Below are 17323 nucleotides of genomic sequence, written 5' to 3' on the forward strand. Positions count from 1 at the left end.
GGTAAATTCTCCGCACGGTGAAACAAAAGGAAACAAACAATTTAAGTTAAGCCACTCATACGCATCATCCCGGTAACTTGTCACAGGCCAGACAGGTTATTGACAACAGGAGCCAGGCTCCTGGGTTGTAATCAGAAATGTTCGCGGGCGGACATTTCATAAGGCGTAAGTTGCTGTATCAATGGGGTTTCCCATCCAAACAGTCAACTACCCTTATGCCGAAATGAAAATTTTCATGCCATTAATTGATGGCGCCCTGATATGAGATTGTTATGACACGCATTTATCCACACATCGTCGTTGCCAAATTTGGCGGCACCAGCGTAGCCGACTTTGACGCGATGAACCGCAGTGCCGCCATTATTCTTGCCGATCACCATGTCCGTCTGGTTGTGTTATCTGCTTCTGCAGGTGTGACCAACCTGTTAGTCGAGCTTGCCGCAGGCCTCGAAAGCCGCGACCGCCAGGATAAAATTGACACCCTGCGCGCTATCCAGCACAACATTATTTCTCGCCTGAAACAGCCTGAGGCTATCGGCCAGGAAATCGATCACCTCCTTGAGAACATTAGCCGCCTTGCGGAAACGGCCGCGAGCGCGCCGTCCGCTGCACTCAGTGATGCGCTGGTGAGCCATGGGGAGCTGATGTCTTCTCTGCTGTTTGTTGAGGTCCTGCGTGAACGCGGTGTTGAAACAGAGTGGTTCGACGCACGCAAAGTCATCCGCACCAACGATCATTTCGGCTGCGCCGAACCGGTGATTAGTGCTATTGCGGAACTGGCAGAGAAGCAGTTGCGCCCGCGCCTTGAACAGGCATTAATCATCACTCAAGGGTTTATTGGCAGTGATGCGGCAGGACACACGACGACACTGGGCCGTGGCGGCAGCGATTACACCGCATCGTTACTTGGTGAAGCCTTGCAGGCGAACCGTGTGGATATTTGGACCGACGTTGCTGGGATCTATACCACCGACCCGAGGATTGTTCCTCAGGCGCAGCGTATCGATGAAATTTCATTTTCCGAAGCCAGCGAAATGGCGACATTTGGCGCCAAAGTTCTGCACCCGGCAACCTTACTGCCGGCAATGCGTAAAAACATCCCGGTGTTTGTCGGCTCCAGCAAAGACCCATCCGCAGGAGGAACCCGCGTCTGCTGCAATGCTGAGAATCCGCCGCATTATCGTGCCCTTGCCGTTCGCCGCAAGCAGACACTGTTGAAATTACACAGCGTAAATGCACAACCTGCCCACGCTTTTTTGGCCGACATGTTTGCGATTTTATCGCGCCATCATGTGGCGATGGATTTAGTGACCACGTCCGAGACGAGTATCGCGCTGATCCTGAACGCAACCGGCGCCACATCCGGCGAAGCAGACACGCTAACCACCTCGTTGCTGACTGAACTGTCATCCCATTGCCGCGTCGAAGTGGAAGCCGACCTGGCATTAGTCACCCTGATTGGCAACGCGCTCTCGCGCGCCGCAGGGATCTGTCAGCAGGTCTTCGCCGGCATGGAAAACCACCCGGTGCGGATGATTTGTCATGGCGCGTCCAGCCACAATCTCTGTTTCCTGCTTCCGGCAGACTCCGCAGACAGTGCGATAAAGACGCTGCACCGCAGTCTGTTTGAATAACACCCCACGGCAACGGGCGGGTTGATTAACCGCCCGTTGCCGGGCCTTCTGCTTTCTTGTAACCTTCCGGCGATAATCACAATCTGACATGACCGGACTCCACATGGCAGCTCACGCTTCAAAAGATCCTTTGCATGGCGTTACGCTTGAAATGCAAGTCAATGCGCTGGTGGCCCGTTTCGGCTGGCTCGCCTTGAGTAAACGGATCAATATCAATTGCTTTAAGAACGAACCCAGCGTTAAATCCAGTTTGAAGTTTTTGCGTCGGACTCCCTGGGCACGCGCCGAAGTTGAAGCGCTGTATCTTGAATCCCTGGAAGATATCGTCCCTGAAAAAGCGGATGAGCCCACCTTTAATCCGTGGGCCAACAGTCGCATAAAGAAGAGTTAATACTCAGATGTTGCTACAAAAATCAGGCGTACTGATTGCCACCGCGCTGTTACTGGCCAGTTGCGCTTCCCGTCCTCCCAAGTCGCTCATTACCCCGCTTCCTCCGGTGGCAAAACAACCGCTACCGACCCAAACGAAAAAAAGCCACGAAACGGTACGCGGCGTCTGGTTGACGACCGTGTCGCGTCTCGACTGGCCACCATTAACCTCGGTTAATGGCAGCAGCGCTTCCGTGCGCATCCGCCAGCAGCAGGACGCCCTGCGACAGAAGCTGGACAAACTGAAAGCGCTTGGCATCAACACGGTGTTCTTCCAGGTCAAACCGGATGGTACTGCCTTGTGGCCCTCAAAAATCTTGCCCTGGTCAGATATGCTGACCGGCAGTATTGGCGCAGACCCCGGTTACGATCCACTGCAATTCATGCTGGACGAAGCCCACAAACGCGGCATGAAAGTGCATGCGTGGTTTAACCCTTATCGTGTGTCGGTGAACACCAAACCAGGCACCATCGCCGAACTCAACCGCACATTGCCGCTGCACCCCGCCAGCGTTTTTGTTTTGCACCGTGACTGGATCCGCACGGCGGGCGATCGCTTAGTACTCGATCCTGGCATACCGGAGGCGCGAGATTGGATCACCAGTATCGTGGCCGAAGTGGTGTCGCATTATCCGGTAGACGGTGTGCAGTTCGATGACTATTTCTATACAGAAACCCCGGGATCTCCCCTGAATGACAATGACACCTTCAGGAAATATGGTCAGGGGTTTGCCTCAAAAGCGGACTGGCGACGGAACAATACGCAGCAGTTAATTGAGCAGGTTTCGCGCACCATCAAACAACTAAACCCCAATGTCGAATTTGGTGTGAGTCCTGCTGGCGTATGGCGCAACCGCTCGTTCGACCCGGCCGGTTCAGATACACGAGGCGCCGCCGCGTACGACGAATCGTTTGCCGATACGCGCCGCTGGGTGCAACTGGGCCTGCTGGATTATATTGCTCCACAGTTGTACTGGCCTTTCTCGCGTGATGCCGCCCGTTATGACGTGCTGGCAAAATGGTGGGCAGAGGTGGTGAAACCGACCAACACGCGTCTTTATATCGGCGTGGCGCTGTATAAAGTCGGCGAACCATCGGCAAAAGAGCCTGACTGGACGGTACAAGGTGGCGTGCCGGAGCTGAAAAAACAGCTCGATTTGAACGAAACCGTGCCGCAAATTAACGGCACGATCCTGTTCCGGGAAGATTTTCTTAATCAGCCGCAAACCCAGCAAGCCGTCAATTACATCAAAAGCCGCTGGGGGGGTTAAGGCGTTAATTAGATTAGCTTTCCATCAGTTCATCATAGAGATTACGTAGCCGTGTTCGCAAATAGAGCACGGCTTTATGCTTGCGGGATAACAGTGTCTGGACGCTAACACCGGTCTCTTCTGCCAGCGCTTTATAGCTGTAGCCCTGCAATTCCGTTTGTTCAAAGACATCCCGCTGTTCCGGTGTTAACTCTCCCAACGCTGTGTTCAACTCTGCCCATAACACGGTTTTGAGGTACTCCTCTTCCGGCGTTTGCGCCACGCCAAACAGGGTTTCCGCAATTTCATCTTCCGGAAAATCGTTCTCCTCGTCGTCACTCAAAAAACCGGATAACGGAAGCTCACGTTTTTTCCGCGCGCGATCGGTCATCTCGTTGCGCGCTGCACGGAACAGCCAGGCGGCAACGTTCTCCACCGGCTGTTCAACGTTGATTAATTGCAGGGTAATTTCCTGCAAAATATCTTCAGCATCATCACGCCCGGAGGTCCGTCCGCGGATGAACGCGCTCAGCCGCGCACGGCAGGCACTGAGCGCCGACATCAGCAACGACTCCCTCGCTATGCCGCTTTTCATCAGGTTCACTCAGCATCCGGCGTGTTGGGATTGGCGGTTTGGGGTTTTTCAGCCTCCTCTTCACGCCCGCGCCAGCCACAGTGACCACGATGACCATGACGGCCAAATCCTTCATGACGGGCACGAATAAATTCTTCACGTTGTTCCGGCGTCATTTGCATCCAGCGTTCATGCATGCGACGGTGCCGGCCAAACATTCCCGGACGGAAACCCAGACCACCAAACAGAATGCGGCACAGCACCAGTAACCCGAGCGCCTGCCAGAAGCCTATCGTTTTCACGCCGACAATCGCCGGAAGAACGGCATTCCAGAGCGACATCACCACCAGGCCGAGAACGACCAGCAACACGACGCCAATCACCAGTGGTTTCGCAAATCGGTGACCGCCAAACCGGCGACCGCAATGATGCCCATGCATACCAAACTCTCTCATTGTGTGTTTACCTCATAACAGTAGCGAAAAATGACTTGTGATGAAGTAGACGAATGAGCCACGAAAATATTGCCGAAAAAAATAAAAAACATTCATGAAACGCTTCCCGTCCCTCCCAAATATTTATCCAACAGGTCTGCGGAAAAAGCGCTCAGGGTGAGGATATCCATGCAGCGTTCGGCAAACGCTTCCGCACTGTTGATCTCATCACTACATAACGCTCTGAACTGTTCCAGGGTGACATAGAGTCCGCTCTGATACTCAGGATATTCATCCAGAAATACCCGCTCATCAAAAACGCCATTAACGAAATCCGCGACGTTGTTAATCAGATCCGTAAACAGATCGGCTTCGCGCCGGGTTCTCTTCGTTTTCACACTTTTGTACAGCCCCAATAATCGATTCCAGAAATCATGGTTGCGACTGCTCTGGTTGATGATTTTGGTCCGTTCCGCAGGGGATAAATCGGCAGGAACATATGTTCTGAAGCGGTTAAAAACAGACGGGTTATTGTGTATTCTGGCACTGAAACGAAGCGGATATGCCACCACTTTTTTATCCAACAAATAGGCCAGTGCTTTGCCTGTGGGGACAAGACCAAATGCGCCATAGCAGGATTCCAGCTTAATTTCTCGTATGCTGCCCAGATTCAGCGGCGGGGTTTCCCGCAGCGCCAATCCTTTGATCACCTCCGACAGTTCGTACGCATCCATATAGTTAACGTTAGACGCTGCGCCATGAAGCCTCACCGTTAATATCGGACCGTCAGCAAAGAAGCGGGCATCCCGCCCCAGCAATGATGTCAGGCGCAGGTTAGTTAATGAGATGTCGCCTGCCTGCACGCCATATTTGCTGAAAAGCTCTTCCGGAAACTGACTCGCTTTCACCACCGCATTGTTACTGGTCAGCCGCGGATCCAAACGGGCGGGATTCACCATCATGAACTCCCCCTCTCCCAGGCTGTACATCAGGTGATGTGCGGAGAAAGAGTCAGCGCCAGAATCACCGAATATCACCAGCTTACCTTTTGGCAGGGCCCCCAGTGCCGTACTGTTGGGCACCTTTTGAGGCGTAACGAAAAATTGTTTTACCGAACGGTTGATCTCAGTACCCGCCTGCTGAGTCCCGGACTTAAACAGAGGCGTTAATATGGCTTGCAACGCCAGCGCCTGCTCTGGTGCCAGTTCACCTGACTGTCGTAAAAGGTCAGTAGATTTGGTGAGCACCGCCTGGGCATCAGCAACCGTCTCTGTTGCCTGCTCTGCCAGCGTTTTCAGCGTTAGGCTTTCTTCTCTAATAATCTCTTTCGGTTCCGCCGCAATAAGGTGTATATCACGAGTGTCACCGCCCCGGCGTCGAAAGGTGGTCCCAGTAAATTCACCCAACTGTTCGGCGGTGATGATCTGCTTACCCTCTCCTAACGCAGGATCAAGCACATTATTCTTCACCCCGGCAAATCGGCCATTACCCAGACTGACCATTATATGGACTGGCCTGGCCTCCATAGTCGATAAAGCAGGATCGGTCGCCGTAAAGAGCAGCACATCACCCTGCCGTACCCGCAACAGGCTTTCCATACTGTCAACAGTCTGCGTACGCGCAAACAGTGATTTCACATTCACAAACTCCGGTTCACCTGTCGCCTGTTTCAGCCCTTTACGTAAAGCATCCCCGGGCCCACGACTAAGAAGTTCTGCATTTTCCAGTAAATCAACGGCATAGTCCCAACTAACATCAGAGACAACGTCTGTCAGCCTGCTGCGCCTCGCGGCTTCTCGTACCGGATTGGAAAAACCGAGCCCTATCACCGGCATTTTTTTTTGTGTACCCGCGACTGTGTCGGCAACCTGGGTAGCAGGGTAATACCAGCTCGGCCGCAACAGTACTTTGGCATTCGGAATAAGCGAATTCGGGCCATAGAAAAAATACTTGCTGAACGGCCCGAAATCGGTAGTTGCCGCCGCACGGGTCGGGTAGTCGCCGTATTTAATCAAACTCCGGCTGGTGAGATTGGCATATTTTTGCGCCCATAATGCTTCTGGTAAAATGATCGGTCCATTTAATTCAGCATATATGCCACCAAATTGAGCGGCAGTAAGGTCGAAAACATAGTCACCGCCCTTTTCACCTCTACGCGCAACAATAACGTAATGATTTACCGGCTTTCTATCGGTTCCATGAATGAAAAATGCCATGGCGCGGTAACGAATTTCTTCAAAACCATTCCTGGCAAGATAAGCGGCGACATAAGAAGAGACATATTCACATTTCTCTTTTGGGTAATTGATCGACTGTGATATTTCACCAACCTCTCTCATTTTTGTCAGATATTCTTGTGCATCAAATTCATTCCCACCATTCAAATTTTCCAGAACCTTTTCTTTTTTTAAATCTTCGCGCATCTGTTGGATTCCCATCACCACGTCATCACGGCTTGATGCTCGTTTTCCTCCACCACGCAAGCCTCCGTACGCAATGTTTATTTTCCATTTTCCATTTTCAAAAACAATAGGTTCACCGTAGGCGAAACGCCCCGGATTTTTCGGGTCGACTGTGCGCCATGTATAGGATGCATCATCCCAGCGTATCTGGTAGGTGTTGTCGTCTACACTAATGTAATACTCTTTATTCTGATTATTGATAGTGGAAGGAACATAAACCTCAGCATCTTTCACTTTACTTTTATACATTTTCCATATATCCACATCCGTGCGTGCGTATTTTTTATTAATCCCACGAGTCTGGGCAATCGGAACGTCCTCGGGCACCAGGACACGAAGATTTTTTGTTTTACTGATACGATGGATGGTGAAGCGGGTGATCTCTTTAATTGCTAATGGATCAATCATATCAATCAATGCCATCATGCTAATTTTTGTTATTTTTAAGGCACTAAATGCAGCGTCCTTCGCCATTTCCTTAAGGACATACAGTTGCAGTGATTTACCAGCAAGACCGTTTTTTAATCCCTGCTGCAAAAAAGTGGAAATCCCTTTCATCCGGCTAATGACAGATGCTATCTGTACACCTGCACTGACAGCAATAAATACTACACCGATGGTATCAAGCAGTACGGATTCCATATCAACTTCGTATTCTTCATTTGTCGCGTAGTGGTAAATCTCACGATAAAAAGGAATCATAACAAAAGCGATTTTTTGCAATATGGATGGTGTATATAGCTCTCTTCTTTTAACCTCAGCAGAATTATTCAGCACCGCACGAATACTGGTATTTAGCAAAGAAATGACATTATTACCAGGCTGTGTGGCATTAATATTTCGATGATAAATAATGCCATAGTCACTATTTTCTGAAAACGGTGAAGGATACTCTATGCCGTTATCAGAATTGTACAGAAACGCTTTTATCAAATTTTTCTTAATGATCTCCCAGCGCTCTCTGAAAAGACCTATTCCCATTCCGCCATGTTGTTTAAGAAAAGTATTAGAGTACAGCTCAAGATATTCATCAAAGCTAAATTTTGCGTCAGGGTTTATTTTTGTTATTTCATTCAAAAAAACATTAGCATTCATCTGATTAGCGCTAAAAACCCGGCTAAACATGGCACCTGGAAATAGCGAAAAGAAGATCCAGCGATTGTCATGCAATTGGATAAAAAGCATTTCACCGGGCATGCGGTTAGCATCTGTATCGGTAACCTTCACTTCAAAACGTAATCTTTTTTTGGTTTTTTTGAGGAGATCGGCTAACGATACCCCAGAAAATAACAAAAGAGTTTTAGCCAGCTCACTGGCATCGTAAGTGCTGTATTTTTCTTTATAAACCCTGAATTGTTCATTATAATCTGATTGATTTTCAAAATACTCACTACTGAGTACACCTGAAAGTGAAGTATAACCTTCCGGTATTTTAGTAATCTCGGTTAAAGGATTAAGATGATAAACATCAGTATAGTAATCATCGACTATTTGGGTAATATCCTGACCTTGTAGATTACTGATTTTTTTGTTATTTTTTAAGAGCCAATAAAGAATTGGCGCAAGAAAAAAGGAGTCCTCTGTATTTTCATTAAACTGAAAGTTATTTTTATTTATTTTTTCTGCTTGCTCATTGACCCAAACGATATCTGTATAATCATTTGCCAGAGAATGTTTTTCAATACCAATGGCAGTTAAGCGATTCACCAGGGAATTGAAAATGCTTTGTTGTTCTGACATTCTGATCACTAAATCTCTGGCAATCCGTATCGTTTTCAACTCATGAAGTTCTTTCTCGCTGTATGCTTCTCTCTCTTTTACCAACATTTTGACTTCCTGGAGGGCAAGCGTAATAATTGCTTCTTCTGTAGCCAGCGACGTGCTGTTTTGATCTGTGGTGTGTCTCAGATTGGTACCGAGTGTATTTTTTGCCAGGATAACACCCTGATCATAACCCGAATATTTTTCACTATGCAATTGTATCTGCTTATCATATTGAGTGGTTTTCTCCCGAATGTTATCAGCGATTTTTTGGAGTTGTTTTTTTTCAGATTCTAATATTTTTATTTTTTCTTGTTCTTCCTTGGCGCGAGTGATTTCCTTATTACCGTCCGGTGCATTAAACTGTTCCTTAATGTTGCGCATATGAATCTGTCTTCGATTATCCGCTTCGGCTATTTTTCTGCTTACCTCTGCAATCTTAAGATCAACATTATAGCTCTCCAACAATTTTTTCTTTTTTTTAATATCCTGTACGACCAGGCGAGAATGCCAGGCAGCATAGATTTCTGTCGTATCGACAAGTCCGGTCGAGAAAGCATGATAGTAGGTATTCAGTAACGGCTCATTCCATTCATTTTTTTTCGCAGCAGGAAGCAACTGTTCTGTATAATGCATTTGTTGTTGCCTGCGTACCAGTTTATTTTTCAATATTAAAAGCTTACGCAGTTTTTCATTATCTGGTTCTGTATAAAGACGATAGAACTCCTGGTCAATAATCTGCAACAGTAATTGCAAAAGTGTATTCCAGCTAACATAATCATGCCCTGATAAGGCATGAAACAGAGCATGACGTATTTCTCTGGCAAGATCAGTATTAATCAATAAACTGCTAATCGCATCACTAATAACCTGTGGTGCTTCCACTGCAGTTTCCCCGGCGTATTCCCACATGCCTTTGTAATTATGAACAATCACATTAACCGTTTCGTCTTTTTTCTTAACAGAAATAACACCCACATTGCCGCCAAGGAAAACAAACGGCCACCAGGCTTTATTCAGAAAAATATAGAGATCGCCATTAGGTTGACGGTAAATTCCGCCATCGCCCTCCAAAGAGGCCGGAAAACCCGCCGTGCGGGTATCATAATCCCAGAGCCTGGCCTCTTCTGTTAACCACGCCGACGCGGTGGTATTTTTAGGCCTTTTTCTGGTTCCGGTGGTCGGCGTTTGATCACTATCTTCCCATAGTTGACTCAACCGATCTTTATAGACATGGATTGTTTTAGCCGTACTGTCACCAGGCTTTTCATAAATCGTTGCGCTATCGTACATCGTTGATGAAGGCGTCGTTTTGGCGAGCGTCACTGGCCAAAAGTTAGTGGCGGCATAAATAAAGGTTTCACAAGATGCAGCTTCGTAAATTCCATGTTCCTTCTGCGTCTTAAAATCGCCAGGAGAGGGTTGCATGGCATTACGCGGGTCAAACTCCTTTTCAACCCGCTCTTCTACCGCCAGCGAGATGACAGAGACGCCGGGCATAACCATCGGTCTGATCGTGGTCGCCGTATCCCATGTATTTTCTTTGCGCACGACATAGACTTTACTTGCGCCTGCGCCGGTGACAATCGCCCCCACTTCATCGCTGACAAAGATAAACGGCCAGTATTTCCCCTGCAGACAGATATAAAATTTATCATCCTGATAAATTGCTCCCTCCTGACCCGTCGCCATTTCAATATACTGAAAAGTGTTACCCGTGCCCCAACTTCCGGCAAGCTGAATCAGTGATGAAGAGGCTGTCGTTAGTCCTGCTTTGTTCTTCACTTTAGGCGGTAACGTTGTTACTCCCTCTTGCGGTGATTCCTCCTGAGAGGAATCAAGAAACCATTTATGGGTGTCATGTTTATAAATAACTGGCAGCGAAACATTATCTGTATCAAGTAATGACGGTTTGGCATAAACCCGCGCGGTGATACCCGCCGGAGTATTCGAATAGATATCAATATAGCGGTAGCTGTCAGCAACGAACAGGAAGTCCAGTCCACGCAGGGTATAGATTGTTTCGTCCAGAAGATCCATTTTGTAATCAGCGACAGTACCGTCGGACTTACCCGCTGGCGGAAATGCCTCACGCACGGCCTTTTCCAGCGCAGCATCAACACGTGTGCTACGTGGTAACGGCGGCCATATTTTTTCCTCCGCTTCCGGCGCGGGTGTCGTACTCTCTTCCGCCAACAGTCTTCGCCCCACGGCCCGGCGGACCCGGTCATGTCTTTCCGGCTGCGGAAGGTCAATGACTATCTGGTAATCCCTCTGCGCCAGCACGGCCTGCAACGCTGTCAAATCCTCTTCGCTCAGAACGTCCTGCTCCGGGTTTCGCAACAGCCACTGTAAATACGCCGCACTGGAGATGGCCCCCAGCGCGGTCATACCCAGCGGTACGCGATAGCGCCTTCCCAGTGCGGTGGCACGCTGCCAGCGGCCCGGCGTTGTATCGGTGTTTTGGGGCTCGCCCATCTCCACCACGGTCTCTGTTACCGGCGGGTTCAGCAGACGTGCGGCGGCCTCATGCGACGGAGGTTGCGCTGGCGCAGCTTCCTGTGGCGCTGCGCGGTAAGAGGCTGGTGCCGGCTGATGGTAGCTGCGCCAGAACGCATACAATGTGCCCAGCCACCAGATCCCCAGCCCCACGCCTGTCGCGACTTTTGCCACCCGCTGTGTCTCTTCTGAAGCCAGCCAGTCCATGTCATCCTGGCCCAGGCGGATAATACCTCCGCTCATGTCCATACCGGCTACCGGGCTGCCACCCGGCAGACCTGTGGCAGGACGGAGGTCAAGCCGCCAGCGTCCGTCTTCACGCAGCACGCGCGGCGATGCCCCACTGGCGTGTGTCTCTCCGGGTTTTATCAGTCGCAGCACGCCGTGTTCCGCATCCGGCTCCACGCGATACATGCGTCCCTGCTCGCGAATGAACATCTCGCCGCCGCTGAGCCAGATATCCCCCTCTTCCCGCATGCCTTCAGACGAGATACCCGCCATGCTCCAGCGCTCCGGCAGCCGCCGTGAGGTGAGCAGCCTTCTCCTGGCGTCGCCGGTCATTCCCTGCAGCAGGGTATCGCTTATCCATGCCTCAATGTTCTGCTCCAGTTGCCGGCGTACCTGCTGCAGCGCCGGGTGCTCGCTGGCAGCAAGGATATCGGCAACCGCGGCGCTCCATTCCAGCCACGAATTCCCCGTGGGCAGGGTCCGTTCACCCAGCTCTTCGCGGATCGCCGGCAGCAGTGGCAGTAACGGCAGCAAAGCGGAAAGCTGCGCCACGCCAGGCCAGAGCTGCCATTCCGGCTCCGATAACCGCGCCTGCAGATGTGCCACCTCTTGTTGTTGCGTGCGCACATCTCTGCTTTCGAGGATCTTTTTCACCGACCAGGCAAGCATCAGGTTAAGGTAGTTCTGGTACCAGGGTTTCAGTTCGGGATAGTGCACCGCACCAGCCAGTACCCAGCGCAGCGTATCATCCGGCGTGGTGAGATCGCGTTGTAGCTGGAACGCGTGAATGGTCTGCAGTGTGCGCATGGCCTCCGCCGCCGACGGCGGCATGACGCCGGTCAGACGGGCCACCAGGTCCATCACCAGCACGTTGCCGGAGAGGTCTTCCTGCACAACCCGTAAAAAATTACCGAGCGTCGCGGCCCATGTCGGCGCCAGAAGGGTGCGCTGATACCAGTGCATACCGAGCCGGAACAGCGGCTCCAGCACCTGGCCACCGGGCATCCAGCGTAACCCCGCACTCACCGCCCCCGTCAGTACGCTACCGCGAAAAATACCGGCGATAAGATTTCCCAGCCGTTGGGCCACGGTCTGGTTCGGGTTAATTAGTTGCAGAAACAGACTGAACAACTCTGACGCCGCATCGCCACTCAGTTGCTCCCTCAGGGTGGTGAGATATGTTTCCAGTCCGGCCTGTGCCATCAGTTGTCGCAAATCCGGATTATGGATCTGTGTAAGCAGCCACTGTAATTGTTCATGGGTTGTGCCCTGCACCGGAAACGTACCCGCCTGCTGACTCAAGTGCAGTGCGCTGGTCAGTGCCTGACGGTATTCCTCCGGCAACCGGGGTAGCACGGTTTCGCGAAACAGCGGGTGCATTAACACACTCTGCAACCACCCCAGCATGGCCGCAGGCGTCGCCGGTTCTGGCCACGTCGGGAATGTGGCATCCTGCCACGGCGCAACGATGTGGCGGATTTGTGTCGCCAGTGTCCGCAATGGGGTTAAGAGTTCCGGCGCAATGGCATCACCCAGCGCCAGCACCTGCGCCAGATAATCCTCGAACGACAAGGAATGACCGCCAGAGAGCAGGCTGTTTAACGCCCCCACGATCAGCCTTCCCTGGTTGAGCAACGCGTCCAGGTGCTCACGGATAAGACCCGGCAACCATGCTGCCACCACTGGCGAGTTCACCAGCGAACTCAGTGACTGCAACACCCGCTGCGTGCGTTCCAGCATAGAACTCTCACTGCCTTCCGGCTGTGCCAGCAGTGCAGCCACCTGCCGTTGCACAGCGCTGATAACCCCCACTGCCTCCTGCCATTCAACGGGGAGGTAGGGTTGTTGACGCAGCAACAGCGCAGCAACCTGCTGCATTTTTTCTGTTACGGATCCCGCGCTGGCATTGATCTGCTGTGTCTCTTCCCAGAGCATTTCTGCCATCTGCCAGTAACCTGATGCGGTGATAATTGCCGCAATATTCACACGCAGTTGCGCTGCAAAGGGCAATGAATGCAGTAAGTCGGAGCCGAGCATGTCATGCACCGACTGCAACCTCTGTGGCAGTGTTCCCTGAGAAACACGCCGGGCATGTTGCAAAATAAACAGCAAGTCCTGTACCGCCTTAACCCCACCCTCCGGGAAAATATCGCTGTAGCGCGTCATGAGCGTGGCGAGTTCGCCCCTGTCTGCCACGTCGTTCTGTTCCTGATAAAACGCGACGAAGCGCAGCACAAATTGGGCGCTTTCACGTACTTGCTCACGAATGCCGGGGGGAAGCAATGCCTCATGTTGCAGCATCGCCTCGGCGGCCTGACGCAGCAGTTCCTCCCAGTCAAGACTCTGTGTGTCCAGACGTACCAGGCCCTGCCAGGCTTCAGCGGCCCCGGCGTAACTGTCGAGGAGTTCATCGAAGGTATTGCGGGCAATATTTGCCGTCATCTGCCATAACATTCCGCGAAAGGCGCTACCGGCACTGCGCGTGGCAGGAAGATCATCCTCCTCCGGGTGCCACTGCGGCGATGCCATGTCCCGGACGGCATCAGACACATGTTCAGCAGTTACTGATTGGGAGACTCGGGCATATGCAGGCACGACGCCTCCTGTTATTGAATTGAAACAGCACGCTAATGTTTTAAGAATAAATAACTGGGTGACAATTGATACCAACGAACGGACAAAATCAGATATTTCATCTGATAATTGATAATAGGTAACACCGCTAGCCCGGAAGATAAAAATAATGAAAAGCGTAACTTAATAAATTAAATAACAACGTTCTTATAATTACTTATTTTATTAATTTTAATGCAGGGGAATATTGAGTGTGTTTTATAAAAATGAATAATAAAACACCCTGTACCGTGATGAAAAAACGCGCTAAGGAGACGATCCCAGGCGATAAAGCAAACATGCAAACAAAATATCATTTATAATGCCTGCGGTTTCAATACAGGTTCCATTTCCTCAGGAGTAAGGTGATGAAAAAATCACCCCTAAATCTGCCCGCCGGTTATTTCGGTATCGTGCTGGGTATTATCGGACTGGGTTTTTCCTGGCGCTTTGCCGCCACAATCTGGCCTGTCAGTATCATCCCCGCCACCACGCTTATCCTCCTCGCCATCGTGATCTGGGCGGTACTGATGACGGCCTTTCTTGTCCGGTTAGTGCGCCATCGTCACACCCTGCTGGAAGAGATAACCCATCCACTGAAAAGCAGCTTTGTGAGCCTGGCCCCGGCAACGTCTATGCTGGTGGCCATCGGCATAGTTCCGTGGAATTATCCCCTCGCCTTCGCGCTTTTTATCGTGGCCGTGACGGTGCAGCTCGCCTACTCCGCCTGGCAAACTGCCGGGTTGTGGCGCGGTAAACACCCGAAAGAAGCCACCACACCGGGCCTCTATTTGCCCACTGTCGCCAATAATTTTATCAGCGCCATGGCTTGCGGTGCGCTGGGCTTCAACGATGTTGGGATCCTGTTTCTTGGCGCGGGGTTGTTTTCCTGGCTGAGCCTGGAACCTGCTATTTTGAGCCGGATGCGCAACCTGGATGAGATGCCCCCGGCTGTCCGTACGTCGCTGGGTATTCAGATGGCTCCAGCCTTTGTCGCCTGTAGCGCCTGGTTAAGCGTCAACGGTGGCGAGACGGATGTCTTCGCCAAGCTGTTGTTCGGCTATGGCCTGTTGCAAATGCTGTTTATGATCCGCCTGCTTCCCTGGTACAGCGCCCAGACATTTAACCCGTCATTCTGGAGCTTCTCGTTCGGCGTCGCGTCGCTGGCCACCACCGCCATTAAGATTGGTCATGCCGCACCCGGCGGTGCGCTTTACTGGATGGCGTTCCCACTGTTTATCGGCGCCAACCTGGTGATCGCGTTATTGATGGTGAAAACCTTTCTTTTGCTGATTCGCGGAAAGTTACTGGTTCGGGGATAAGAAGAGCGCGCCAGGCTTGTTCCACCCAGCGCGCGTTTATTAAGGGCGCCGGAACAGCGCAAGGCTGCGCCCTTCCAGTTCAAAATCGTGCTCGCCGGTGATGACGAACCCGTGTTTTTCCGTATCCGCCGTGGATAACTCCAGCACCCAGCCCCCTTCACCGATCTGTGGAATGCAAAACGGCACCGTCCCTTCAAAGGGATTAAAGAGCATCAGCACATCGTGCCAGATACCCGGCGTCGTTTGCAGGTCCGGGCGGCTGATATAGACACCCAGCGTCGAGCCTTCATCCCACTGTTCGGGAAGCTGTTCACCGCCGCCTGCGTTGTACCACTGTATAACCATACCATCGCGCCAGTTTTCACGGCGCAGTAGCGGTTGCGATGCGCGCAGCGCAATCACCTGCCGGGTAAATTCCAGCAGCAGCTCGCCGTTCCCTTGCTGGGCATCCCAGTGGATCCAGGAAATTTCGCTATCCTGACAGTAGCCGTTATTGTTCCCCTGCTGGCTGCGACCAAACTCATCCCCGGCCAGCAGCATCGGTGTCCCGTGGGAAAAGAACAACGTTGCCAGGAAGTTGCGTTTTTGCTGCTCACGCACAGCATTGATGCCGTCATCCTCCGTTACCCCTTCTGCACCGTAGTTGTACGAACGGTTGTCATTGTGCCCGTCCTTATTCTCCTCACCGTTGGCCTCATTATGTTTTTCGTTGTATGACACCAGGTCGTTTAACGTAAAACCATCATGCGCAGTAATGAAGTTGACACTCGCCCACGGGCGACGTCCGCGCTGATCATATAAATCACCGGAGCCCAGCAAACGAGCGGCGAAATCCGTCGATACATTGTCGCCTTTCCAGTATTCCCGCAACGTGTCACGGTATTTGTCATTCCACTCCGCCCAGCCCGGCGGGAAGCCCCCCACCTGGTAACCGCCCGGACCAATATCCCAGGGTTCACCAATCAGCTTCAGTTTCGACAACAGCGGATCCTGCGTCATGGCATCAAAAAAGCCGCCGCGCTGATCAAACCCTTCCGGCTCACGCCCAAGGATCGTGCCCAGATCAAAACGAAAGCCGTCGATATGCATTGATTCAGCCCAGTAACGCAGCGAATCCATGACCATTTGCAACACTCTGGGGTGAGACGTATTGACCGTGTTACCCGTACCGGTGTCATTAATGTAATAACGGTGTTGATCGGGCAGCGTACGGTAATAGGAGAAGTTGTCGATGCCTTTAAAGGAGAGCGTTGGCCCCAGTTCATTACCTTCTGCCGTATGGTTGTAAACCACGTCGAGGATCACTTCGATACCCGCGTCATGAAATGCCCGCACCATATCGCGTACCCCCTGAATACCCCGCGGTCCGTAATAACGCGTCGCCGGGGCGAAGAAACCGAGCGTGTTATAACCCCAGAAGTTGCGCAGACCTTTGTCCAGTAAATGCTGATCATCCGGAAACCAGTGCACCGGCAACAACTCGACAGCGGTAATGCCAAGGCTTTTGATGTAATCCACCGATGCCGGATGCCCCATCCCTTCGAAGGTGCCGCGAAGCTCCGCTGGCAGTAAGGGATTTAGCTGTGTAAACCCTTTGACATGGGTCTCGTATATCACAGTCTGCGGCCAGGCAATGGCGGGTCGAGCCTGATCCTGCCAGTCAAAAGCAAAGGGATCGATAACCCGACAGCGGGGCGTAAACGGCGCGCTGTCCTGCGTATCAAATGTGAGGTCTTTATCTTCATGCCCCAGTTCGTAGGCATAATGTGCAGCATTCCACTGAATGTCGCCGACAATCTCACGGGCATAGGGGTCAATCAACAATTTGTGCGGGTTAAAGCGATGCCCATTTTCCGGGTCGAACGGACCATGCACCCGGTAGCCGTAAAGCGCGCCAGGTTGCAAGCCAGGAACATAGCCGTGCCAGATCTCATGGGTATTTTCCGGGAGATCCAGCCGGGCTATCTCAGTCTTACCGCTGGGATCATACAAACAGAGTTCCACACGTTGCGCATGCGCTGAAAACAGGGCGAAATTGACGCCCTCGCCGTCGAAGTTTGCACCGAGTTGTTGGCCATGCCCTGCCGTGATGTAAAAGCGTTTACCATCAGACATAG

8 protein-coding genes are annotated in these 17323 nt (G+C 51.6%); 4 read left to right on the top strand and 4 right to left on the bottom strand.

The features are described from left to right. Positions 1 to 272 precede the first annotated feature (272 nt). From lysC to O9K67_RS12880, 3 genes are all read left to right on the top strand, one after another. On the top strand, positions 273 to 1634 hold the full coding sequence (gene lysC / locus O9K67_RS12870; protein ID WP_061495768.1) for a lysine-sensitive aspartokinase 3: 1362 nt from the start codon (positions 273 to 275) through the stop codon (positions 1632 to 1634). Positions 1635 to 1737: 103 nt separating this feature from the next. Further along, positions 1738 to 2025, top strand: coding sequence for a VF530 family protein (locus O9K67_RS12875; protein ID WP_061495766.1), 288 nt, complete (start codon positions 1738 to 1740; stop codon positions 2023 to 2025). Positions 2026 to 2032: 7 nt separating this feature from the next. Beyond that, positions 2033 to 3334, top strand: a complete 1302-nt coding sequence (locus O9K67_RS12880) for a glycoside hydrolase family 10 protein (protein WP_061495764.1) — start codon at positions 2033 to 2035, stop codon at positions 3332 to 3334. Between the two features lie 13 nt (positions 3335 to 3347). On the opposite strand, the gene O9K67_RS12885 is transcribed toward O9K67_RS12880, so the two are convergent. From O9K67_RS12885 to O9K67_RS12895, 3 genes are all read right to left on the bottom strand, one after another. Beyond that, positions 3348 to 3908, bottom strand: coding sequence for an RNA polymerase sigma factor (locus O9K67_RS12885; RefSeq protein ID WP_061500019.1), 561 nt, complete (start codon positions 3906 to 3908; stop codon positions 3348 to 3350). Positions 3909 to 3913: 5 nt separating this feature from the next. Beyond that, positions 3914 to 4342: a hypothetical protein gene (locus O9K67_RS12890; RefSeq protein ID WP_061495762.1), complete on the bottom strand. Its 429-nt coding sequence runs from the start codon at positions 4340 to 4342 to the stop codon at positions 3914 to 3916. Between the two features lie 92 nt (positions 4343 to 4434). Then, positions 4435 to 13866 carry a hypothetical protein gene (locus O9K67_RS12895; RefSeq protein ID WP_148654709.1) on the bottom strand — a complete coding sequence of 3144 codons (9432 nt, stop codon included), beginning with the start codon at positions 13864 to 13866 and terminating at the stop codon, positions 4435 to 4437. A gap of 386 nt (positions 13867 to 14252) precedes the next feature. Here O9K67_RS12895 and tehA point away from each other — a divergent pair, with 386 nt between their 5' ends. Then, positions 14253 to 15206: a dicarboxylate transporter/tellurite-resistance protein TehA gene (gene tehA, locus O9K67_RS12900; protein WP_061495758.1), complete on the top strand. Its 954-nt coding sequence runs from the start codon at positions 14253 to 14255 to the stop codon at positions 15204 to 15206. A 39-nt stretch (positions 15207 to 15245) separates the two neighbouring features. Here the strand turns inward: tehA and glgX are convergent, their stop codons facing one another. After that, positions 15246 to 17321: a glycogen debranching protein GlgX gene (gene glgX, locus O9K67_RS12905; RefSeq protein ID WP_061495756.1), complete on the bottom strand. Its 2076-nt coding sequence runs from the start codon at positions 17319 to 17321 to the stop codon at positions 15246 to 15248. Between the last annotated feature and the right edge of the window lie 2 nt (positions 17322 to 17323).

This window comes from Kosakonia oryzendophytica, assembly GCF_027886705.1.
Lineage (GTDB): Bacteria > Pseudomonadota > Gammaproteobacteria > Enterobacterales > Enterobacteriaceae > Kosakonia > Kosakonia oryzendophytica.

What these genes read in the sequence shown, in the direction of transcription:
- O9K67_RS12875 (WP_061495766.1), top strand. Translation starts at nt 1,738, where the DNA reads ATGGCAGCTCACGCTTCAAAAGATCCTTTGCATGGCGTTACGCTTGAA.
- O9K67_RS12890 (WP_061495762.1), bottom strand. Translation starts at nt 4,342, where the DNA reads ATGAGAGAGTTTGGTATGCATGGGCATCATTGCGGTCGCCGGTTTGGC.
- glgX (WP_061495756.1), bottom strand. Translation starts at nt 17,321, where the DNA reads ATGTCTGATGGTAAACGCTTTTACATCACGGCAGGGCATGGCCAACAA.
- O9K67_RS12885 (WP_061500019.1), bottom strand. Translation starts at nt 3,908, where the DNA reads ATGAAAAGCGGCATAGCGAGGGAGTCGTTGCTGATGTCGGCGCTCAGT.
- O9K67_RS12880 (WP_061495764.1), top strand. Translation starts at nt 2,033, where the DNA reads ATGTTGCTACAAAAATCAGGCGTACTGATTGCCACCGCGCTGTTACTG.
- lysC (WP_061495768.1), top strand. Translation starts at nt 273, where the DNA reads ATGACACGCATTTATCCACACATCGTCGTTGCCAAATTTGGCGGCACC.
- tehA (WP_061495758.1), top strand. Translation starts at nt 14,253, where the DNA reads ATGAAAAAATCACCCCTAAATCTGCCCGCCGGTTATTTCGGTATCGTG.